This window comes from Marisediminitalea oceani (assembly GCF_003731635.1).
Classification (GTDB): Bacteria; Pseudomonadota; Gammaproteobacteria; order Enterobacterales; family Alteromonadaceae; genus Alteromonas; species Alteromonas oceani.
The window spans coordinates 97,384-118,125 of the sequence record NZ_RCUA01000033.1 but is presented as its reverse complement, the minus strand read 5'-3'; the positions used below and the strand labels follow the sequence as shown (position 1 = coordinate 118,125).

Below are 20,742 nucleotides of genomic sequence, written 5' to 3'. Positions count from 1 at the left end.
ATTTTCAATTAAGGACGGCAACCACGGCGAGTACACAGCGCTCGCATGGCAACCAGATCACGCATGTTTACGCGACCATCATTGTTAAAGTCATACTCACTGCCCAGCGGCAGACGGCGTACAATAGCCATCTGGAAGGCACGGATATCGAGCATATCCACGTCGAAGTCACCATCCATGTCACCTGGCAGTGGCGCCATATCCAACTGGTAAGTGGCCACTACCGGATCATGATCTGATGCACGGAACACCAGTTCATTGAGGAAGTCGGCAGTTTTATATTCTTCGTTGTAGTCCAGAATGCTCAGCTCGTCAGCATTGATATGCCACTCGGTAGCATCGACCAACCACTCACCCATAGCTGCGTTAACCAACTGGTAGTCAAGGCTGCCAACTAAACCGTCGAAGGTGTAGCTGTAAGCGGTATCACCCAGGATAGTGCGTGCAGTATCGGTTAATCCGGCTTCGGTCAGTACCTGAATCGGATCTTCCATGCCATAGCTGTTCAAATCACCCAGTACGGTAAATGGCATATCCGGGAAGGTGTCATTCAACCAGACAACCAGCGCCTGTGCAGCACGGGTACGGGTCAGGTTACAATTGCCCTGGCCGGTGGACGTATCATCATCACCACTGCCACACCTTGAACCTTTGGATTTAAGATGGTTAACATCCACAACTATGGTCTGGCGGGTTTCGCTGTGAACAAACGCCTGCGCCAGTGAAGGGCGGTTACGTGAATCATCAAACAGCGGTCCGTCGGTATCGACGATACTGTTCGCTGAAGTCAGCAGTTCAGGCGCACCCTCCGGCGTCAATACCGCAGGTTTATAAATAATACCTACTGCAATTTCGTCGGTGCCAATACCGTTACCCACACTGATGTACTCATAGGTACCAGCGCCCATTTGTGCGTTAATCGCAGCAACCAGTTGTGCAATTGCACTGGTGCTGGCATAGCCATCGTTTTCAATTTCCATTAAACCGAGCACGTCAGCATCAATAGCGACAATCGCATTAACGATTTTAGCCAGTTGACGCTCGTATTCAGAGAAGCTGTCGGCGCCACGGCTGGTTGGGAAGCCAGAGCCGTCACCATTGCCATTAAACAGGTTTAGAACGTTAAAGCTGGCAACCCGCAGGTTTCCGTCGGCAATGACCGGCGCGTCATTACGCACATTAGTATTTACCACGGTAACGTCAGTGACCGGGCGAATACGGTAAGCGCTGTAGCCATAATCCATAATCCCTTCAACCCGGGTAACACTGTCGCCAGAACGCAGCGGATTGTACGGACCAACATCACCAATAGACAGTAATGGCGCGGCATTGTCAGAACCATCACGGTTATCGTCGATGATTAACTGGTTACGGGCGTTAAATTCTGCGTAATCAACAGCATCCTGACTGCCTGCATCAAACAGTTGGGTTGGGTTGTAGAGACGGCCATTAGAGACCAGAATTTCGCCATAGCGAATGAAGCTGTAAGTGTCTGAGATATCCCAGCTGGTGTCGTTCACAACCAGCATGTTCTCTACTGCTTCAAAGCCGTCGGTGCTGTCCTGAGGCAGACTGATGACTGTTGCTGTTACAGTGCCGGTACCACAGATAGCAGACTCGGTAATCGTGGACAAAATGGTACGACCATATTGTTCTTCCACATTACCCTGAACGCGGACAACGTCTGATGCCTGCAGGCCAGAGGGGAGGTCTGCCAGTTCAACAAATAAACCTTCAGAGGTTTGTGGATCGGCATCGTGATCGGCGTCTTCTTCCTGCATAAAGAAACCGCCTAAATCAGGAAATACAGCGGTTACCACACCTTCTACTATCACGGTTTGTCCACTCAGTGGTGAGGTCTCGGCATTGCCCTGAACCGCACTGATGTAGGTTGCTGAGTCATAACATGCGCCAAACTCTTCACCGGGTTCGCCTGGATCGCCCGGGTCACCATCGCCATAAATGCCGAAGTGATCAAGGGTGTTATTGGCAAAACCTTGCCATTCCAGAGACGGGTCAAAGGTATCGTCTGCGTTAGTGTCGCCGGTAGTTACTGAAAGCAGACGACGCAGGGTGTTGTCTTTTGTGCTGGTATCACCCGTGCCCCACTGGGAACCCGGATCTACACCTACCTGACCAATAGCATCAATCACTTCGCCGTCTTTAAAGAAGGCCACCGCGTCGTCGCCGTTAAAGTTCAAATATGCTTCCTGATCTGAAACCTCAGGAAGTGGTGCGTCAGCGTCAGGGTGAGAAACCACAAATACATCGCCAGGGGCGATACTACCGCTCAGGGTAACACTGAATGACGGGCTGTTACCGCCATTTGAGTACACACTGATCACATAGCTGTGCGCCGACAGATCAACGCTTTGCGAACCAAGGTTGACGATTTCAATAGCCTTATTAAAACCACTACCTTCGGTATATTCAGAGATGAATAGTTCAGGCTGCACAGCAGTAAAGGTTTTATAAGGGTAAGGCGTAGTTGCCGTAGCATTGGTGCTCTCGCCGTCTAACGCAGAGCGTCCAGGCAGGATCCAGTCATTTACATTAAAGGATGTGCTGGCCGCAGTATTGGATTTGCGGTATGCCCAGCTATCGGTGTAATCCCATGCCTCATAGTCACCGTTTACATCCGGATCACCGAACACATCGACGACTTCACCGTCGCAGAATAATTCAATGGCATCATCACCGTTAATGGATACGCTGCCGCTGTTGTAGTCTGGTGTGCTATCAAAAAAGGCGCCAAATTGCGAAGTTTCTGATGCTACGATGATGCGGTCGCCTGCCAGGGCTGAGTCAGCCGGGAAAGTGTATTCCTGTCCATCCGTACCACCACCATTGTTGGCGAAACCGATACCACAAACACTAAGGTCGGCGATATCACGAGTTACGAAAACTTCCACGGCTTTCGGTAAGCCGCCACTTAAATCGGCGTCAATCACACCGCTCAGAATTAGCGGGCTGGCGCCGCCAACTGGCGGGTCTTCCGGATCCACTGGTGGCTCTTCAGGGTCGGTAGGTTCGTCATCACAGCTATCAGCCGGATACAGCAACTCTACCCACTCAGGGTGATCCACAAACGGGTTACGGTTACCCTGATACTCATAAATCGTATCTGCACGTTGTGCTTCAGCTGCATCAACCGGATCGGCATTATGCCAGGCTATCAGGGTGCACAGTTGACCCAAAGCGGCTTCACCCGGGCCGGTGGTGCGGTTAACCAGCACCAGATCAGGGGTGCTGTCGCTGCCAGACCCTTCATAACGCACATCCATGTACAACATCATGCGCGCTACGTCGCCTTTTACTGCGTCACGAGGCTCAAAGGAATCGCCGTCAATGCGGTTTTCCGGGGCTTCAGCCAGCGGGCTGTCGCTGTAATCAAAATCCAGGTTACCCCGGGAGCCGTTTACCGTTACATCTTCAGGACGCAGATGATGAATATCGGTATAACCCTCGTAGGAATCACTGCTAAAGCCATGGCTGTTAGGCCATACGTGTTCGCGATTCCAGAAATCGTTATTGTTGACGCCAGACTGATTGCTGGTTTTAGGTAGTGAAATACCTGAATAGAATAGCACTACGTTGTCTGGGTTTGCCGGATCTTCGTCGGTTTCTGTCAGTGCAGTCCAGACTTCGCTGTAGGTCAGCACCGTATGGTCGGCGCTGATAACCGTGTTGAGGGCCATTTTTATAAATTCGACCGGCGAGTTGGCGTCGATTTCGGTTTGAACCGGTGCGTAGTAGCTAACCGGATCGAAGGTTGCTGCGTTTGCTACTTTGTCCAGGTCCGGACAGTTGGTACATACGTCAGTTAAATCTTCATCGTCATCGCCGCCGCCAGTATCGCCATCTGAGCTATGAGCGCCAAGATTGGCAAAGTCGTCTTCAGAGAATTGTTCCCATTGTAGCGATACATCAAAAGCATCTTCAGGAACGATATCACCGGCAGTTACCGAAGCTTTGCGAACCAGAGTTCTGTTTTGCGTTCTGACGCCGTTAGATTCCCAGTAACTGCCAGGGTCAACCCCGAGTTGTCCGAAACTATCTACCACAGCGGTGCCATTCACCAGCAGTACCGCGTCATCACCGTTATAGAATGAGCTAGTGCTGGTCTGGTCGGTAACGGCAAGAATGGCGGTATCTGCATCATCATCAGCGACTACGTATACATCGCCGCTTGCGAGCATGCCTGATAAAGCGATAGTGGTGCCGGCAGAAGTGCTGCCATTTGAATAGATTTCCAGACGATAGCCTGTCAGGTCGATGGCAGTGTCTGTGGGATTATAAATTTCTATCGCTTTATTGTTTGAGCTGCCTTCTATGTACTCGGAAATAAACAGGTCATCAGCGAGTGCTGATACCGGTAGGCCGAGTACTAGAGGCAACAGGATTTTTGCTTTCATCTGTGTGTTGCTCCTGCTTGATATTTTTGGATTACTGTCCTGAAGTGCAGGTAACACTATAAGTGCTTTGCTACAGAGAAATGACAAGTTTTTGACGGAGCTGTGGAATTGTTGAGCAGCTCTTTTATTAGTGCAGTAACCATGCACTCTGGCTGGCAGGTAAGAGGGTGAAATTACTTATCTACGGTAAGCTTACCGGCTTAAAATAAGCTTATTTAAGTAAAATAGTACGGTTTTTTGGCACCTGGCATGCACTGGCTGTAGCCGTTTGGGTTGAGGATTCGCAAGTATCTTTGCGCACTGCCCAGGTGCCGGAAAATCGATTCGCTAAAGGCAGATCCCCGCATACCACGACAATTAACCTTGTTTACCAGTTGGGGACTGGGTAATCTGGGGTAAATGGCATAAAGACCATACCCTTAGCATTTGCACTTTTGACATCAGGACTTAATTGAATCCTGCCTGTTTCAGGCGGGAAGTTAATGGAGCCCTCATGCATCGTCGTCGTTTTCTTCAGGGAGCCGCAGGCTCAGGTATCGCAGCAACCCTTGGTGGTTATGTCACGGCTAAACCATCTTCTTCTCAGTTACCTTTATCGCCCGCAAGCTTACCATTATCACTACCGGAGATGGCCCCAATCAATGCTTATCCGGATCGGATCATCAGTACCAACGTTTGTACCCGGCCTTTTCGGGCAACCGGACCACGGATAGAAACCGAAACCGTTGGTAAAAAAACTCTCATTCATAATTACGGCCACGGCGGCAGTGGCTGGTCGTTATCCTGGGGCACCGCTGCGCTGGCAGAATCATTGATCAATGCCGATAAACAAACGCCGGTAGCCGTTGTGGGCTGTGGAGCCGTTGGGCTAACCACTGCCATTCAGTGTCAGCGGGCGGGCTATAAAGTAACGATTTATGCCAAAGAACAACCGCCTTACGTGCGTTCTTCTTATGCCACCGGGATTTGGTCGCCGGACTCCCGTATCGTCACACTGGCCAATGCTCAGCCCTTTGCCGAACGTTGGCAATGGATGGCCAGGATGTCTTACCTGCGTTTTCAAACGCTGTTGGGGCTGGCCGGCAATCCGGTGGAGTGGACTACCATGTTCCGTCTGGCTGACAAACCCTTTGATGATCACGGCGGGCACAATATCCCTGGCGAGCCGGCCTATCCGAATTACCGTAAGGAGTTGCTCAGTGACTTAAATCCCAAAGCGCGGGACGTATCGCCATCGCAGAATCCTTTTGCCACGCCCCACGTCAGACAATTTCCTCTTTTGATGTTTAACATCAGCGCCTACTCACAGTATTTACTCGACTTGTTTTATCGTAGCGGTGGCCAAATCATAGACCGAACCCTGACCTCAATGGCAGATTTTCAGCAATTTGATGAATCGGTAATAGTTAACTGCACCGGGTATGGCGCAAAGGCTTTACTGAATGATGACTCTATCATTCCGGTGCGAGGGCAAACCTGCAAATTAATGCCGCAACCGGAAGTAAAATATGGCATTCAGTACTTCGACCGGCACACTTCAGTATATCCGCGTCGCGATGGGTTGCTGGTGCAGGCCGGCGCTGAGGGCGATTTTAATAATCCGCTGGCAAACATTGACCCTCAGGAGTCGATAAAGGCTGTAGAACAGCTCGCTGCCATCATGGCAGAAATGAAAAGGTAGTCATACCAAACCTTTATTACAGTTTGGTATAAAACATCGGCGGCAACCGGATAAAAGCAACGCATTTATTGTTGCAGGTCAACTGAATCGCCGCTGATGTTTGCATAACATCCCTTACCGGCTTAGCTTTGCTATAGGCTAAAGAGGAGTTGATGTTATGCGGTTAACTATTTTGCACCGGAAGATGGCTGGCGCAGCGGTTGTTATTACAGCATTGCTGGCAGGCTGCAGTTATAACTTGTCTGATGTCAGAAAAGTCACTTATCCACCTGATTTTAATTATATCGAACCCCAGGATATCAAAACCGATATGGCCAGAATGGCGGCGCAAATTCGTCTGCTGGATATTGCTCTGGCACCGGTAGATAGCAGCGATCCTGCCGCGCGGGAAAATCAGCGCGAAGAAGTGATGGCAGCGCTGAACAATATTGAAAACATTGCGTCTGGCCTGCAAAGCGTGGATGCGGGATCCAATCACCCTTACATGCAGGATTTTATGCGTGACTTTGTGGCTAAGGTCGACAAAGCACGAGGTGCCGCATCACTGGCTGAGCCCCGCTACTATTTTGCCGGTAAAGTCGCAGGTGGCTGTGCGGTGTGCCATCAGGTGAACCGATAACGTTCCACGGTAGGGTGATACGTTTACGTCTGCACTTAAATGTGTAATCAGATAGGCTTTTAATTATCTTTTCGCCATTAAATTTGACCAGGTAGATGAATATCAAAAGCAGGGAAGAGTTGCCTAGTGAGGTAATGATTTTCGCCTGAGGCAGTTAACAAGACACTGTCCCCCGCAGCATGGCGCTGGCGGGGGCCGCTATATCAAAGGGTTACTCTTCTTCGCCGGTGGCGCCATCACCAATAAAGTAGGTTCCCCAGCCGTCGTAGTGCACCTGGTGCTTGTCGGCAATTTGTAGCAGGGCGTCAATGTCAGTATCGAGTAGCTCGCGATTTAACTGGCGCTCGGCAATAATGTCGAAACAAAATACCGTGCCACCGTCATCGAGGTATACTTCTTCGGCATCGGTTACTTCAAAGCCGGCCTTGAAGGCATCAACCGCGGCTTTTTCCAGACGATCAAAGTCTTTACAGGCCATGTGATGCTCGATGGTATAAGTAGCGTCGGCTTCGCTGCCGTCGCTCAACAGCGCATCGATAGTTTCCTGATTGAATTCGTACCATTCGGTACGTTCGTCATATTGAGTCATAATAAAAGCCTGATTAGCAAAAGAGTTGTCTCGTTTATTTTATCGCGATTTATCGCTTTGGGCGACTTCGTCGTTTAAAGCGGCAAACTTTTTTTCCATTTCGGAATGATAAAAAGCCATCCAGCCTTTCGCTGAGCGGCTGCTATCAAGCTGTTGGGGAGCGCTCATGTGGATGATCAGCTCGCCGTTATTCCAGCGGTTCCACTTTATTTTATCGTGCAGGTTGCTGGCGGTGACCATGATCACCGGTGTTTCGGTAGCAATGGCTAAACGAAAAGCGCCGACTTTAAAAGGCAGGATCCCGCGGCCATAAGACCTTGTTCCTTCGGGGAAAAACCACACAGACAGGTTGTTTTCGGTGATCTTTTTAGCGGTTAACTGTAGCGTATCCAGGGCTTTAGCAGTGTTTTTACGATCGATCATGATGTTACCGCTCAGCCAGTACATCTGGCCGAAGATGGGGATCCACTTAAGGCTCTTTTTACCAATGGTCACCACACCCGGAAAAGCGGCTTTACAGATGGTGATAATATCGTAGCTGTTCTGATGATTGGCCACCACCACATAAGACTTATCGGTATCAAGACCGGGCGGGCGGCGGATAGTGATTTTCAGGCCCAGTAATTTGGCTATCTGGCTGTAGAGCTGGCCGGCGAGGTAGACATTATCGCGATGAAAGGGTCGGGCCAGGCAGACGATGAGCACCAGTACATTGAGGATTAAAAAAGCCACCAGTACGACTGGAATTCGGATGAGAGCTAACACTTATTTACCTGTTACAAAATTTGGCCTGGGATTATAACGGTTTACATGCGCAGTGCATGTCCGATCAGTCTGATTTTTAAAATCAGTGCAAGGCTGTGTTTGTTCGTGCCCGGAGGGTCTAAAAGTATCCAAGATCAAAAATCTCGTGCTATGCTAAATGTCATATAAACATAGTTTTAATGTCGTTTTTCGCCACCTGAACTGTTGAGCAGGCCTGGCGACTGGTTAGCAGTATTAAACGGCATTTATCATTTGAGTTGTCTAAACAATGCAGACATTTATCCCTGAAGACCTTGAACCCGAGATCCTCACTGATCTGATTGAAGAGATTAATGAGCTATACGAGGCCAGTGAACAAACCTTAATCGAACTGGAACTCAAGCCCGAGGATAACGAACTTCAGCGGGCGTTGTTTCGTTCGGTGCATACCATTAAGGGCGACCTTGGGCTGGTAAACTTTTCGCCTATCATTCCGTTACTGCAACATGTTGAGGATTTACTGGATTACCTGCGTAAAGGGCAGGTGGACTACACCAGCATCATGAGCGACCTGGTGTTGCTGACCATGGATCGGGTCAAGCAGTTTGTTGAAAGCGTCATCGCAATCGGCAAAGCAGAATATGATGGGGTACTGTATCAGCAACTGATTATGGCCATTACCCGCATTACGCCGGAGAATCAGGGCGATCATGACCGGCTGCTTGGTGAGGCTGTGCTGCTACTTAATCCGGAGCTTGATCAGCCGCGTGCGCAGGCCGAGCCAGACAGTCCTGTAGAAACAGAAAAAGCACCACATCCGAGTGAGCCCAAGCTGTCTAAAACCGGTGTACCTAAAGATATCAGCGCAGAAAAGCGCCAGGACATATTGTTCTTCCGCGACCTGATGCAAACCATCGAAAAGCGCTCTGAGGAGTGGGTCGGTAAGGGCGACCGGATTGCCAAACTGGCGTTATATGTGAACGATATTGCGGGTAATCCAATTGAAGAAGATCAGCTCGCCGTTGCCTGTTATGTGCACGACTTTGGCATGGCATTCATGCCGTTAAAACTGCTGCATAAGCAACAGGCTTACACCGATAATGAATTTAATCTGATGCGTTCTCATGTCTATAAGAGCTCCCGCTTGCTGGAGCACCTTGATCAATGGGATATGGCCCGCAAGATTGTGATGCAACACCACGAGCGCGCCGATGGCAGTGGTTACCCGCTGGGCTTAAAAGATGATGATATCTGTGATGGCGCCAAATTGCTGGCCATTCTGGATACCTTTGATTCCATGACGCACTGTCAGTCACGTCAGGATAAGCCCCAGTACTCTAAAAAGCAGGCAGTGGTGGCGTTAAACCGTTATAACCAGAATAAGTTCAATGCCACCTGGCTGAATTATTTTAATCAGGCAATGGCCCGCGTATTAACCCGCTAGCCGTGGAGATTCGGAGCCGGAGGCTATACACAGCCCGCCGGCTCAGCGCCTGAACTACCCTTCGATATCCAGTTCCTTGAGTTTACGGGTAAGCGTATTACGCCCCCAGCCAAGGCGCTTAGCGGCTTCCTGCTTGTGGCCGTGGGTATAATGCAATGCTCTTTCGAGCATGATTTTCTCAAAGGTCATCAGCGCATCATCGAGAATATTGTGCTGACCATCCTTAAGCTGTTTGTCGACCCAGACTGAAAGTAACTCCGTCCAGTCGCCACTTTGTGGGGCATTCTTTTCGGCGCTGTTATCGGCATGAATTTCCGGTGGCAAGTCTGACGGTAACACCTCCTGACCAGACGCCATAACAGTTAGCCAGCGGCAAACGTTTTCCAGTTGTCGCACGTTACCGGGCCAGGGCAGTTGCGCCATAACTTTTTCGGCTTCTTTACTCAGCACCTTGGTTTCTACGTCCAGTTCTTTGGAGGCCCGGCGTAAAAAGTGGTGAGCGAGTAGCGGGATGTCTTCTCGACGTTCTGATAACGAAGGGATATGGATCCGAATAACGTTTAGCCGGTGAAATAAATCTTCACGAAATTTGCCTTCGGCGACCCTTTGTTCAAGGTTTTGGTGAGTAGCGGCGATGATCCTGACATCAACAGTCACTGATTGATGGCCGCCCACGCGATAGAACTGGCCGTCGGCCAGAACCCGTAATAACCGGGTTTGCACATCCAGTGGCATATCGCCGATTTCATCCAAAAACAGCGTGCCGCCATTGGCCTGCTCAAAGCGACCTTGCCGGGCCGTTTGCGCGCCGGTAAAAGCGCCTTTTTCGTGACCGAACAATTCCGACTCAACCAGGTCGGCTGGAATCGCCGCCATGTTCAGCGCAATAAACGGATTCGCGGCCCGCGGGCTGTGACGATGCAAAGCATGAGCTACCAGTTCTTTACCGGTACCGGACTGACCGTTGATCAATACGCTAATTGAGGAGCGGGACAAACGACCAATGGCTCTGAATACTTCCTGCATGGCCGGAGCTTCACCAATGATCTCAGTAGCCGACTCCTGCTGCGGGACCTGAATGGTCCGTGATTGTTCCCTGGCATGCACCAGTGCCCGTTCTACCAGTGTCACCGCTTCATCGATATCAAACGGCTTAGGCAGGTACTCAAACGCACCGCTTTGGTAAGCATTTACTGCGCTGTCCAGATCGGAATGGGCGGTCATAATGATCACCGGGATCATGGGGGCTATCTGATGCACTTCATTGAGCAGCGTCATACCGTCCATCTGTGGCATCCGAATGTCAGATACAACCACTTCCGGGTAATGGCCTGACTCGAGCTGTAACAGCAAGTCCTGCGGGTTTTCAAAGCTACAGCATTCAATATTGGCCGTTTGCAGGGCTTTTTGCAGCACCCATCGGATAGAGCTGTCGTCATCAACAATCCATACAGACTCAGTATTCATTATTGTGACTCCTTACGGTCGATTGGCAGGGATAAGATAAACTCTGTATGGCCGGGTCGGCTATCAACTTCAATTTTTCCATCATGGTGATTCACAAGTGTTTGGGCTATGGATAAGCCCAGTCCTGAACCAGAGTCTTTGCTGGTTACCAGGGGATAAAATAACGTGTCCCGAATTTCACTGGGAATACCCGGGCCGTTGTCGATGATTTTAATTTGCGCCGCCAGCGGATGGCGGTGGCCGTGAATAGTCAGCTGCCTTTCGATGCGGGTAACCAGGCGAATTTGTGGATTTGGCGTTTTTGAATCCCGTAATGCCTGCACCGCATTGCGCACAATATTAAGTACTGCCTGCTGGAGCATATCCGGGTCAACCCGCACCTCCGGGATACTGGGATCGTAATCCCGGGTAATTGCAATCGCCTGGGTGGTATCGGCTTTCATTAAGCTACGTACTTTTTCCAGCGGGCGGTGCAGGTTACACCATTCCAGACGGGGCAGTGAATTAGGCCCAAGTAAACGGTCAACAAGATTACGTAGGCGATCTGACTGCTCAATGATTAACTGAGTAAATTCCTTTTGCTCGGCAGACTCGAGGGCTTTCTCAAGTAATTGTGCTGCTCCGCGAATGCCACCTAAGGGGTTTTTAATTTCATGCGCCAGGCCGCGGATCAACTCGCGGGCGGCATAATGCTGAGCGTGCTGCTGATTTTCCCGGGAGATACGCTTTTGCTGATCGATTTTTTTCACTTCGAACAGCAGTGTGGGGCCATCTTCGGTACTCAGATTGGTTACCGTTAAGTCGGCAAGCACTACGCGGTTATCGCGAAAATACAATTTGATTTCATTCTCGGTGAAGTCTTCACCGCGACGAAAAGCGGCGCGTAGCCTGGCTTTGTTGATGGTGTTTGGCACAAAGAAATCAGCCAGCGGCTGACCGTAAAGTTGCTTGATGCCCGTTGCAAACAACGCCTGTCCGGCATGGTTGGCATAAACAATACGCAGTGAGTTATCGATTACAACCAGCACTGTATTGAGGTTTTCGAGCAAGTTATTGGTATCAAACGGCGTGGCGTGCATGCCGGGCTTTCTCCAGTTGCACCAATATGGTGCTTTATTATTTCAGGCTGCTATCAGGCGTGCAACGACTTTCCGATTAAAAGTCTGATTGACCCCCCATGGTGCGCGGGATCCATAGCTTGCACTGTTATAACCACTTTACTAATTGTTGATTAAACGTGATGCCTGATGCAGGTAAAAAGTTTGTGGTGAGGTAGATGCAAGAGTCTTGCCCGTATTGTCTGTGTGGGTAATATAAAATGTGTGGGCACCGCGGTTAATTCCCTGCAGCTTAAACACCGCGTTGGATTGTTCTTTTACCAGGGTATCGTTGATATAAAGCTTAAATTTGCCCTGCTTGTCTGCATTGCTCACATTGGCTGCGATGGTCATATTACCGGCGTTATTACGCACAGTGGCCTCGGGCTTAGGCTGAACGACCTCGATAACCGGCTTGGGCGTACTGGCCTTACTGGTTGTTGTGGCAGTCTGCACCGGTTGCGGTGGCGGCGTTGGCATACTCATGCGGTTATCCGGGCCAAGTTCGACCGGCTCAGCGTTAACCACCGGTTTATCGGTATAGGTCACCGAGCCGTCCTGATTGACAACTTTGTAGATTTCCTGAGCGTAGCCTGGTGTGACACACAAACTAAGCATTAAAAATAATCTCAGCATGTCTTTGATTGTAGTGATTTACGGGCAAAAAAAAAGCCCGCAGATGCGGGCTTTTGGTATATATCTTAATACAACGTTTTATACGCTGTAGTACATGTCGAACTCAACAGGGTGAGTTGTCATGTTCAGTTTAGTCACTTCTTCCATCTTCAGTTCGATGTAAGCGTCGATCATGTCGTCAGACATTACGCCGCCAGCAGTTAAGAACTCACGGTCGTTATCCAGAGCTTCAAGTGCCATTTCCAGCGAGCTTGCAACAGTTGGGATAGCCAGTGCTTCTTCAGCTGGCAGATCGTATAAGTCTTTATCCGCTGCATCACCAGGGTGGATCTTGTTCTTAATACCGTCGATACCCGCCATCAGCATGGCAGTGAATGCCAGGTATGGGTTAGCTGTTGGGTCAGGGAAACGTACTTCGATACGACGCGCTTTATCGCTGGTTACGTATGGAATACGGATTGAAGCTGAGCGGTTACGTGCAGAGTATGCCAGCATTACCGGCGCTTCGAAGCCTGGTACCAGACGCTTGTACGAGTTAGTAGAAGCGTTAGCAAAAGCGTTGATCGCGCGAGCGTGCTTGATGATACCGCCGATGTAGTACAGTGCTTCTTCAGACAGACCTGCGTACTTGTCGCCAGCGAAGATGTTTTTGCCATCTTTACCGATAGACTGGTGACAGTGCATACCAGAACCGTTATCACCAACCAGTGGCTTAGGCATGAAAGTCGCTGTCTGGCCGTAAGCGTGAGCTACGTTGTGAACAACATACTTGTAGATCTGGATTTCGTCAGCTTTAGCAACCATAGTGTTGAACTGACAAGCAATTTCGTTCTGACCAGCAGTGGCTACTTCGTGGTGGTGTGCTTCTACAACCAGACCCATTTCTTCCATAACCATACACATTGCAGCACGCAGATCGTGTGCAGAGTCTACTGGTGGAACCGGGAAGTAACCGCCTTTAACGCCTGGACGGTGACCCATGTTACCGTCAGCGAATTCTGAACCTGAGTTCCAGGCTGCTTCAGAAGAATTGATTTTGTACATAGAGCCTGACATATCAGTGTGGAACTTGATGTCGTCAAACAGGAAGAATTCTGGCTCTGGGCCAAATAAAACGGTGTCACCGATACCAGTAGACTTCAGGAACTCTTCAGCACGGCGTGCGATAGAGCGTGGGTCACGGTCGTAACCTTCCATAGTTGAAGGCTCAACGATGTCACAACGGATGTTAACCTGAGTTTCTTCAGCAAACGGGTCAACAACGGCAGTTGCCGCGTCAGGCATTAGGATCATGTCTGATTCGTTGATTCCTTTCCAACCAGCGATTGAAGAGCCATCGAACATCTTACCTTCTTCGAAGAAATCGTCATCTACGCATGATACAGGGATAGAGACGTGTTGCTCTTTACCTTTAGTGTCGGTAAAGCGAAGGTCAACAAACTTGGCTTCGCTTGATTTAATTAATTCTAATGCCTTCTCAATTGACATCGTGTCCTCCAGGTTGTTTCGTAAATTTGATGTTCGGGGAGCCGAATCATCAGGTGGAAAAATCGTAAGCGATATTCATGCCAGCTACTTGTAAAGGCTGAACAACGCAATATTCCGGGCTGTCGTCAATTCATATAACTCATTATGCACCATTATGGTGATTTTATGTTTTATTTTGGTGCATAGGGAAGTGTCAGCAAAGCTTTGTTTCCTTCTAGCATTCTTTCACTGCCCGCAGGCTTAATCAACAGATTAATTTTTGTTTAAACCTAAAAAAACATGCGCAATGCAGCGAGAATTTCTGTACAATCCGCGCTCATTTCCTTTTATCTGTACGAGAAAATTGCAAAATCTCTTTGTCGCATCGGTAATGATGCTGCGTGGGAGTATTTTTGCGGGTTGAAATTCAATGAATGTAACTGACATCAATAAGCTAAGAAATATCGCGATCATCGCGCACGTTGACCATGGTAAAACTACCCTGGTAGATAAACTGCTGCAGCAGTCTGGTACTTTAGAAACCAGAGGCGAGGCACAGGAACGCGTGATGGATTCTAACGATATTGAAAAAGAACGTGGTATTACCATCCTGGCGAAAAACACCGCCATCAACTGGAACGATTACCGCATCAATATCGTAGATACTCCCGGACACGCCGATTTCGGTGGTGAGGTTGAGCGCGTAATGTCAATGGCTGACTCGGTACTGCTGCTTGTTGATGCGCAGGAAGGCCCTATGCCGCAAACGCGTTTCGTAACGCAAAAAGCATTTGCCCAGGGCTTAAAGCCGATTGTGGTAATCAACAAAATCGACAAGCCAGGCGCGCGCCCTGACTGGGTAATGGATCAGGTATTTGATCTGTTTGATAACCTGGGTGCCAGCGACGACCAACTGGATTTCCAGGTGGTTTATGCCTCAGCACTGAACGGCTGGGCGTCACTGGACGCTGATGAGCCAGCAGAAGATATGACTGCGCTGTTCCAGACTATCGTTGATCAGGTGTCACCACCGGATGCCGATATCGAAGGCGCGCTGCAGATGCAGATTTCGCAACTTGATTACAACTCTTACGTAGGTGTAATCGGTGTTGGCCGTATCAAGCGTGGTAGCGTTAAGCTTAACCAGCAGGTCACTATTGTTGGTGCTGATGGCAAGAAGCGTAACGGTAAGGTTGGCCTGGTATATGGCTACCTTGGTCTGCAACGCCACGAAGTAGAATACGCGACCGCTGGCGACATCATCGCTATCAGTGGTCTGGGTGAACTGAAAATTTCAGACACCATTTGTGACGTTAACACTGTTGAAGCATTACCGGCGTTAACCGTTGATGAACCAACGGTAACCATGACCTTCCAGGTCAACACGTCACCATTTGCCGGTAAGGAAGGTAAATACGTCACTTCACGTAACATCCTTGAGCGTCTGCAGGACGAACTGGTACACAACGTTGCACTGCGCGTTGAAGAAACCAGCGACCCGGATAAATTCCGCGTATCAGGCCGTGGTGAACTGCACTTAGGTATCCTGATTGAAAACATGCGTCGTGAAGGTTACGAGCTGGCGGTATCACGCCCTGAAGTAATCATCAAAGAAGAAGACGGCCAGTTAATGGAACCGTTTGAAACGCTGACTATCGACTGTGAAGAGCAGCATCAGGGCTCTATCATGGAGCAACTGGGTCTGCGTAAAGCAGAAATGACCGACATGTCACCGGATGGTAAAGGTCGTGTACGTATCGACTTTATGATCCCCAGCCGTGGCTTAATTGGTTTCCAGACTGACTTTATGACACTGACTTCAGGTTCAGGTTTACTGTACCATTCATTTGACCACTACGGCCCGCACAAAGGCGGTGTAATTGGTAAGCGTAAGAATGGTGTACTGATTGCTAACGCTAATGGTAAGGCACTGACCAACGCCCTGTTTAACCTGCAGGAACGTGGCCGTCTGTTTATCGGACACGGTGTTGAAGTATACGAAGGGATGGTTATTGGTATTCACAGCCGTGACAACGACCTGACCGTAAACGCGTTAAAAGGCAAGCAGTTGACTAACGTTCGTGCTTCAGGTACCGACGAAGCTCAAACCCTGGTACCACCGGTGAAGATGTCACTGGAACAGGCGCTTGAGTTTATCGACGAAGACGAACTGGTAGAGGTTACGCCAGAAAGCATTCGTATTCGTAAGAAGCTGCTGACCGAAAACGATCGTAAGCGGGCATCACGCGCGCCGAAGTAATTCACTGCTTGCAAGTGAAACGTTGAATGGTTCAAGTAAAAAGGCCGGTTGTTAACACAATCGGCCTTTTTCTATTAGAATTATAGTCTGACTATTTATTCACAGACGGATCATGCAACCACTTAATATCGCTGTAATTGACGACGACGAAATCACACTCGAACTCATAGTGGATGTACTGGAGTCTGAGTTGCCGGTAAATGTTGTTAGCTTTTCCAACAGTGCATTGGCGCGTGAATTCCTGCTTAAACAAACATCCGATTCACTCGACATGGTAATTAGTGATATGGTGATGCCCGGATTTGATGGGCTGGCCTTACTGCGGGACGTTCGATCGGCAGATTTAATGTTTCCCTTCATCTTTATGACCGCCTACGAATCCAGACAAACCAAATTGCTTGCCCGTCAATTAGGTGCGGTAGCCTATCTGGTTAAGCCTATTGTGCGCAAAAAGCTGGTGAGTCTGATCAAGCAAACTATGTCGTCATATGCAAAATAGTGGCGTATGCCGCTTACTCCGAATTAAAAGGTAGCAACATTGAGTCAATTTGATAATACCCCCGATCGTCGTGACTTCTGGTCTTTCAAATGGCAAAAATACGCGGGGCAGGACGTGATCCCCTGTTGGGTAGCCGATACCGAATTTCGCTGTGCCCAGCCGATTCTTGAGGCGATTCAAAAACAAACCGAGTACGGCAATTTAGGCTACTCACTGCCTGCTCAGCATCAGCCGGCTAATCAGGCCGTGGTACGCTGGCTTAAAGATAAGCACGACTGGGCCATCGAAGCCGAATGGATCGTCTGGACTCCCGGCGTGGTTCCAGCCTTCAATGTGGCCATTAAGGCCTATTGCGAGCCGGGTGATAAGGTGCTTATCCAAACGCCTAATTACCCGCCCTTACTGGCAGCGCCGGGCTTGAATAACACCCAGCGGGTAGATATTCCCACCAAACTGGAAGCCGGACGCTGGACCATTGATCTGGCTGCGCTGGAAGAACAAGCCGCCGATCCGCTGTGTAAGCTGATAATTCTGTGTAACCCGATGAATCCGGTGGGCTCAGTAATGACTCAGGCAGAGATAGATGCCATTGCGGGAATTTGTGCCCGTCATAACGTGGCATTGTGTTCTGATGAGATCCACTGCGATCTGATTCTGGAAGAGGGTGTGCGTCACATTCCTGCTGGGCGTGTAGAGCAACTGGCTAACCGCAGCGTTACTCTGATGGCAGCCAGTAAAACCTTTAATGTGGCTGGTCTGGGTACCTCTTTTGCCATTATTCCGGATGCTTCTTTACGTCGTAAATTTACTCAGGGTGCTGCGGGTATTGTGCCATGGGCAAATGTAATGGGACTGGTCGCCACCGAGGCAGCCTTTACGCAGTGTGATGACTGGCTGGCAGAGCAGATTGCTTATCTGCGTGGTAACCGCGATTACCTGGTAGAGCGTATCAACGCCATTGACGGACTCGAGGTAGTGTCATCAGAGGCCACCTTCCTGGCCTGGATTGATGCCACCGGCCTGGGTGTTGAAGATGTACTTAAATGGTGTGAGAGCAAAGGCGTAGGACCATCTCCGGGCCGGGACTTTGGTGAGCCAGGGTTCTTCCGGATCAACTTTGGCTGCAGCCGTGCCATGCTTAAAGATATTCTCGACCGACTGAGCAGCTAGACTGGCTTAGCGGGAATATTTCCACGGGGCCTGATAGCTTCGGGCCCCATTTTTTACATAAACTTTTGCCAGCTCAGCCAGCCAATTAAGCCCACCACAGCCAGCCCGGCCACATTGGCACTCCAGTGGTTTTTTAACAACCCTAACTGCGAGTGGCGATTCATCATAAATAACAGCAGCAGTGCAATAACAGGTAGCAACAAGCCATTCGCCGCCTGGGCAAACATAATTGCCATCAAAGGCTTAGTGCCGCTTAAAGTAAATCCGACGCCAATAAGAATAATGCTCAGCCAGACCGCTCTGAACCATTTACCACGCATATCTGATGGTTTGTTTAATGCGCCGGTTACAGCATACGCCGCCGCCAGAGGTGCCGTAATCGCACTGGTTAAGCCTGCGGCAAACATACCCAGAGCAAAAAACAGTTCGGCGAAGTCACCTAACAGCGGTGCCAGTTGTTTGGCCAGATTTCCGGCATTCAGCGCCTCGGCCTGGCCGTAAAATGCCTGCATGGCGGTGGCCATAATAAACAGCGTTATCAGACCGCCAACGCCAATGGCCAGCGCCGACTGGCGACGATAGTAGCTGGCAGGCTGAGAGCCATCCTGCTCGTTTTGCGCAACCAGACTGGCGTGCAGAAACAGGTTATAGGGCACAATGGTAGTGCCGATGAGGGCCAGAATGGTGGTAATGCTGTCCATAGAGGCCACCGGTGCGAACAACTGGCCGGCCATTGCTCCCCAGTCTGGTTCACTCACCGCAAACGTAACCACAAATACCATGGCCATAATGGCAACGAGCATCACCAGTACGGTTTCGATTAGCTTGTAGTGGCCGCTCCACAGCAGCAAGATGGCTAAACCGCCGAGCAGACAGCTCCAGGCCGGGATGCCAATGCCGGCAATACTGTTCAGGCCAATGGCGGCTCCGGTCAGGTTTCCTGATTCATAGGCCGCATTGCCAATGCCAATGGCGCCGACAACCAGCAATGACAACAGCACACGGATAAACGGGTTAGCAATCTGAGTTCTTAACGCTTCGCTCATACCTGAGCGTGTGGCATAGCCGAGTCTTACCGCCATGTCCTGCAGAATAATGGTGGCCAGCACCGAAAAGACTAAGGCCCAGACCAGATGAAAGCCAAAGTTAGCACCGGCCAGACTGGCGGTGGATACGGTACCGGGGCCGATAAAGGCGGCGGCAATAATAAACCCTGACTTGGTTCGACGTTGCGACATGTTACACTCTTCTTATTATTGGATGTACGGGCACAAGTGCTGTGAGCGGTGAAAGTACATTAACACCATTTAGTATCTCAGGGGAATGGCATGGTTGGCAGCAAAACTGACTATGAAAAACTGGCAATGGTAGCGGTACTACCAGAACAGGCGTATCTGGAAGGGCTTATTTTTGGCGTCGCCGCCTGCCCGGAAATCCCCATGCCTGAGCAGTGGATGCCCTGGGCAATCCGGGCCGATGCGAATACCGCTATCAGCAAGCAGCAAGCCGATGAGCTGGCCGATTACCTGATGGGCCGGTTACGGGATACGCTGGACAGCATGCGTAAAGAGGAGCGTTTACTGCCTGAAGAGTACCAGTGGCGCGGCAATGGGCTGCAACATGACGAGCTGCAACAGTGGCTGAAAGGCCTGCTTACCGCGCATCAGCAACTGGAAAAACAATGGCAACAAGCCTGGCAAATGAGTGAGCAAACGTTGGATTTGCCAGCGCTGTCTGGCCGGCTCAACCGCTGTTTAAAGCTATTTACTACGCTGGCCGATCCGCAATCGAGGTTGCAACAAACACCGCCTGAAAAGCGCCAGGAACTCACCGACGGACTGCCTCGGCTGGCAGCCAGTTTGCCACCAATGTTAAAAGAATACGTAGCGATAAGCGGCGAATTAGTGCAGGTTCTGCCGAATCAGTTTGAGGTAGTCCCAAAGACAACCTGAGAATAGCGCTTAGCGGACTTTCTGACTATTACGGTACTGGAGTTGTTCGCGAAACTTAACCACGTAGCGATCAAGTTCCATTTTTGCCTCGTCGTAGGCCGACTGGCGTTCAGAAGACGCCGGCTCATCCATCAGGGCGCGAAAGGCAATGTCGGTCTTATGCAGAAGTTCCTTTAGCAGTTGGTTATTTACATCCATTTAAATTGGTCCTTTTAAACACCACGACTTCCATTTGGGTGTGTGGGTTAGCAGGGCTTAAACCATTTTGCCCTAAATAAATTTTACCACCGCCAGTAATACCACGGCGAGCAAAATCAGTACAGGTGCTTCGTTTAAAATACGGAAATAGCGCGACGAATGCGTGATCTTATCGGCTGCAAATTGTTTAACCAGTGACCACAGGTAAAAGTGATAAACGTACAGCAAAGCCACCAGCACTATCTTGATATGCAACCAGGTCGATGCGGCAAACCATGCATAGCCATAAGTGTAGATGAGAGCCAGGCCAAATACCAAGGTTAACAGCGCAAAAGGGGTAACAAATAGCCAAAGGCGTCGTTCCATTACCTTAAACTGGTCTTTAACCGCCTGTTCACTGGTTTCAGCATGGTAAACAAACAAGCGGGGTAAATAAAAGATACCGGCAAACCAGGCCACCATAAAAAAAATGTGCAGGGCTTTTAACCACAGTATTGTCATTGT

General features: G+C 49.8%; 17 protein-coding genes. 7 read left to right on the top strand and 10 right to left on the bottom strand.

The window, feature by feature from the left end:
• Window positions 1–8 precede the first annotated feature (8 nt).
• Entirely contained in the window at window positions 9–4,415 is a 4,407-nt protein-coding gene (locus D9T21_RS11320; protein WP_123325045.1) for an ExeM/NucH family extracellular endonuclease, read from the bottom strand.
• 493 nt (window positions 4,416–4,908) lie between these two features.
• Here D9T21_RS11320 and D9T21_RS11315 point away from each other — a divergent pair, with 493 nt between their 5' ends.
• Both D9T21_RS11315 and D9T21_RS11310 read left to right on the top strand, forming a co-directional pair.
• Window positions 4,909–6,096 (top strand): FAD-dependent oxidoreductase, encoded by a 1,188-nt coding sequence (locus tag D9T21_RS11315; RefSeq protein ID WP_123325044.1) that lies wholly within the window; start codon window positions 4,909–4,911, stop codon window positions 6,094–6,096.
• 157 nt (window positions 6,097–6,253) lie between these two features.
• Window positions 6,254–6,715, top strand: coding sequence for a hypothetical protein (locus D9T21_RS11310; protein WP_123325043.1), 462 nt, complete (start codon window positions 6,254–6,256; stop codon window positions 6,713–6,715).
• 211 nt (window positions 6,716–6,926) lie between these two features.
• On the opposite strand, the gene rraB is transcribed toward D9T21_RS11310, so the two are convergent.
• Complete coding sequence (rraB, locus tag D9T21_RS11305) at window positions 6,927–7,304, bottom strand: ribonuclease E inhibitor RraB (RefSeq protein ID WP_105936487.1); 378 nt, start codon at window positions 7,302–7,304, stop codon at window positions 6,927–6,929.
• 39 nt (window positions 7,305–7,343) lie between these two features.
• The gene (locus D9T21_RS11300; protein ID WP_123325042.1) at window positions 7,344–8,069 is read right to left on the bottom strand and encodes a 1-acylglycerol-3-phosphate O-acyltransferase; all 726 of its coding nucleotides are present in this window, start codon (window positions 8,067–8,069) and stop codon (window positions 7,344–7,346) included.
• 268 nt (window positions 8,070–8,337) lie between these two features.
• On the opposite strand from D9T21_RS11300, the gene D9T21_RS11295 reads away from it, so the two are divergent.
• Window positions 8,338–9,492 carry an HD domain-containing phosphohydrolase gene (locus tag D9T21_RS11295; RefSeq protein WP_123325041.1) on the top strand — a complete coding sequence of 385 codons (1,155 nt, stop codon included), beginning with the start codon at window positions 8,338–8,340 and terminating at the stop codon, window positions 9,490–9,492.
• Between the two features lie 54 nt (window positions 9,493–9,546).
• On the opposite strand, the gene glnG is transcribed toward D9T21_RS11295, so the two are convergent.
• The 4 genes from glnG to glnA all read right to left on the bottom strand — a co-directional run bounded on the left by glnG (window position 9,547) and on the right by glnA (window position 14,180).
• Window positions 9,547–10,959 (bottom strand): nitrogen regulation protein NR(I), encoded by a 1,413-nt coding sequence (gene glnG, locus D9T21_RS11290; protein ID WP_123325040.1) that lies wholly within the window; start codon window positions 10,957–10,959, stop codon window positions 9,547–9,549.
• Window positions 10,959–12,038: a nitrogen regulation protein NR(II) gene (glnL, locus tag D9T21_RS11285; protein ID WP_123325039.1), complete on the bottom strand. Its 1,080-nt coding sequence runs from the start codon at window positions 12,036–12,038 to the stop codon at window positions 10,959–10,961. The genes glnG and glnL overlap by 1 nt, the downstream gene beginning before the upstream one ends.
• Before the next feature lie 141 nt (window positions 12,039–12,179).
• Entirely contained in the window at window positions 12,180–12,674 is a 495-nt protein-coding gene (locus tag D9T21_RS11280) for a DUF4124 domain-containing protein (RefSeq protein ID WP_241155692.1), read from the bottom strand.
• A 96-nt stretch (window positions 12,675–12,770) separates the two neighbouring features.
• A complete protein-coding gene (glnA, locus tag D9T21_RS11275; protein WP_123325037.1) occupies window positions 12,771–14,180 on the bottom strand; it encodes a glutamate--ammonia ligase in 1,410 nt (469 codons plus the stop codon).
• 409 nt (window positions 14,181–14,589) lie between these two features.
• Here glnA and typA point away from each other — a divergent pair, with 409 nt between their 5' ends.
• The 3 genes from typA (at window position 14,590) to D9T21_RS11260 (ending at window position 18,088) form a co-directional block, all read left to right on the top strand.
• Window positions 14,590–16,419 (top strand): translational GTPase TypA, encoded by a 1,830-nt coding sequence (gene typA, locus D9T21_RS11270; protein WP_123325036.1) that lies wholly within the window; start codon window positions 14,590–14,592, stop codon window positions 16,417–16,419.
• Between the two features lie 112 nt (window positions 16,420–16,531).
• Window positions 16,532–16,918: a response regulator gene (locus tag D9T21_RS11265; protein WP_105936479.1), complete on the top strand. Its 387-nt coding sequence runs from the start codon at window positions 16,532–16,534 to the stop codon at window positions 16,916–16,918.
• Between the two features lie 39 nt (window positions 16,919–16,957).
• Window positions 16,958–18,088 (top strand): MalY/PatB family protein, encoded by a 1,131-nt coding sequence (locus D9T21_RS11260; protein WP_123325035.1) that lies wholly within the window; start codon window positions 16,958–16,960, stop codon window positions 18,086–18,088.
• Window positions 18,089–18,141: 53 nt separating this feature from the next.
• On the opposite strand, the gene D9T21_RS11255 is transcribed toward D9T21_RS11260, so the two are convergent.
• Window positions 18,142–19,326 carry an Nramp family divalent metal transporter gene (locus D9T21_RS11255; protein ID WP_123325034.1) on the bottom strand — a complete coding sequence of 395 codons (1,185 nt, stop codon included), beginning with the start codon at window positions 19,324–19,326 and terminating at the stop codon, window positions 18,142–18,144.
• 90 nt (window positions 19,327–19,416) lie between these two features.
• On the opposite strand from D9T21_RS11255, the gene D9T21_RS11250 reads away from it, so the two are divergent.
• Window positions 19,417–20,040, top strand: coding sequence for a UPF0149 family protein (locus D9T21_RS11250; RefSeq protein ID WP_123325033.1), 624 nt, complete (start codon window positions 19,417–19,419; stop codon window positions 20,038–20,040).
• Window positions 20,041–20,049: 9 nt separating this feature from the next.
• Here D9T21_RS11250 and D9T21_RS11245 read toward each other — a convergent pair whose 3' ends face one another.
• Together D9T21_RS11245 and D9T21_RS11240 are read right to left on the bottom strand one after the other, a co-directional pair.
• Window positions 20,050–20,238: a hypothetical protein gene (locus D9T21_RS11245; protein WP_123325032.1), complete on the bottom strand. Its 189-nt coding sequence runs from the start codon at window positions 20,236–20,238 to the stop codon at window positions 20,050–20,052.
• A gap of 72 nt (window positions 20,239–20,310) precedes the next feature.
• Window positions 20,311–20,739 (bottom strand): CopD family protein, encoded by a 429-nt coding sequence (locus D9T21_RS11240; RefSeq protein ID WP_123325031.1) that lies wholly within the window; start codon window positions 20,737–20,739, stop codon window positions 20,311–20,313.
• Window positions 20,740–20,742 lie beyond the last annotated feature (3 nt).

Bases quoted from the DNA above. Each gene is read 5' to 3' on its own strand.
- D9T21_RS11315 (WP_123325044.1), top strand. From the start codon at position 4,909: ATGCATCGTCGTCGTTTTCTTCAGGGAGCCGCAGGCTCAGGTATCGCA.
- glnG (WP_123325040.1), bottom strand. From the start codon at position 10,959: ATGAATACTGAGTCTGTATGGATTGTTGATGACGACAGCTCTATCCGA.
- D9T21_RS11250 (WP_123325033.1), top strand. From the start codon at position 19,417: ATGGTTGGCAGCAAAACTGACTATGAAAAACTGGCAATGGTAGCGGTA.
- D9T21_RS11240 (WP_123325031.1), bottom strand. From the start codon at position 20,739: ATGACAATACTGTGGTTAAAAGCCCTGCACATTTTTTTTATGGTGGCC.
- rraB (WP_105936487.1), bottom strand. From the start codon at position 7,304: ATGACTCAATATGACGAACGTACCGAATGGTACGAATTCAATCAGGAA.
- glnL (WP_123325039.1), bottom strand. From the start codon at position 12,038: ATGCACGCCACGCCGTTTGATACCAATAACTTGCTCGAAAACCTCAAT.
- D9T21_RS11295 (WP_123325041.1), top strand. From the start codon at position 8,338: ATGCAGACATTTATCCCTGAAGACCTTGAACCCGAGATCCTCACTGAT.
- D9T21_RS11280 (WP_241155692.1), bottom strand. From the start codon at position 12,674: ATGCTTAGTTTGTGTGTCACACCAGGCTACGCTCAGGAAATCTACAAA.
- D9T21_RS11255 (WP_123325034.1), bottom strand. From the start codon at position 19,326: ATGTCGCAACGTCGAACCAAGTCAGGGTTTATTATTGCCGCCGCCTTT.
- typA (WP_123325036.1), top strand. From the start codon at position 14,590: ATGAATGTAACTGACATCAATAAGCTAAGAAATATCGCGATCATCGCG.
- D9T21_RS11265 (WP_105936479.1), top strand. From the start codon at position 16,532: ATGCAACCACTTAATATCGCTGTAATTGACGACGACGAAATCACACTC.
- glnA (WP_123325037.1), bottom strand. From the start codon at position 14,180: ATGTCAATTGAGAAGGCATTAGAATTAATTAAATCAAGCGAAGCCAAG.
- D9T21_RS11320 (WP_123325045.1), bottom strand. From the start codon at position 4,415: ATGAAAGCAAAAATCCTGTTGCCTCTAGTACTCGGCCTACCGGTATCA.
- D9T21_RS11310 (WP_123325043.1), top strand. From the start codon at position 6,254: ATGCGGTTAACTATTTTGCACCGGAAGATGGCTGGCGCAGCGGTTGTT.
- D9T21_RS11245 (WP_123325032.1), bottom strand. From the start codon at position 20,238: ATGGATGTAAATAACCAACTGCTAAAGGAACTTCTGCATAAGACCGAC.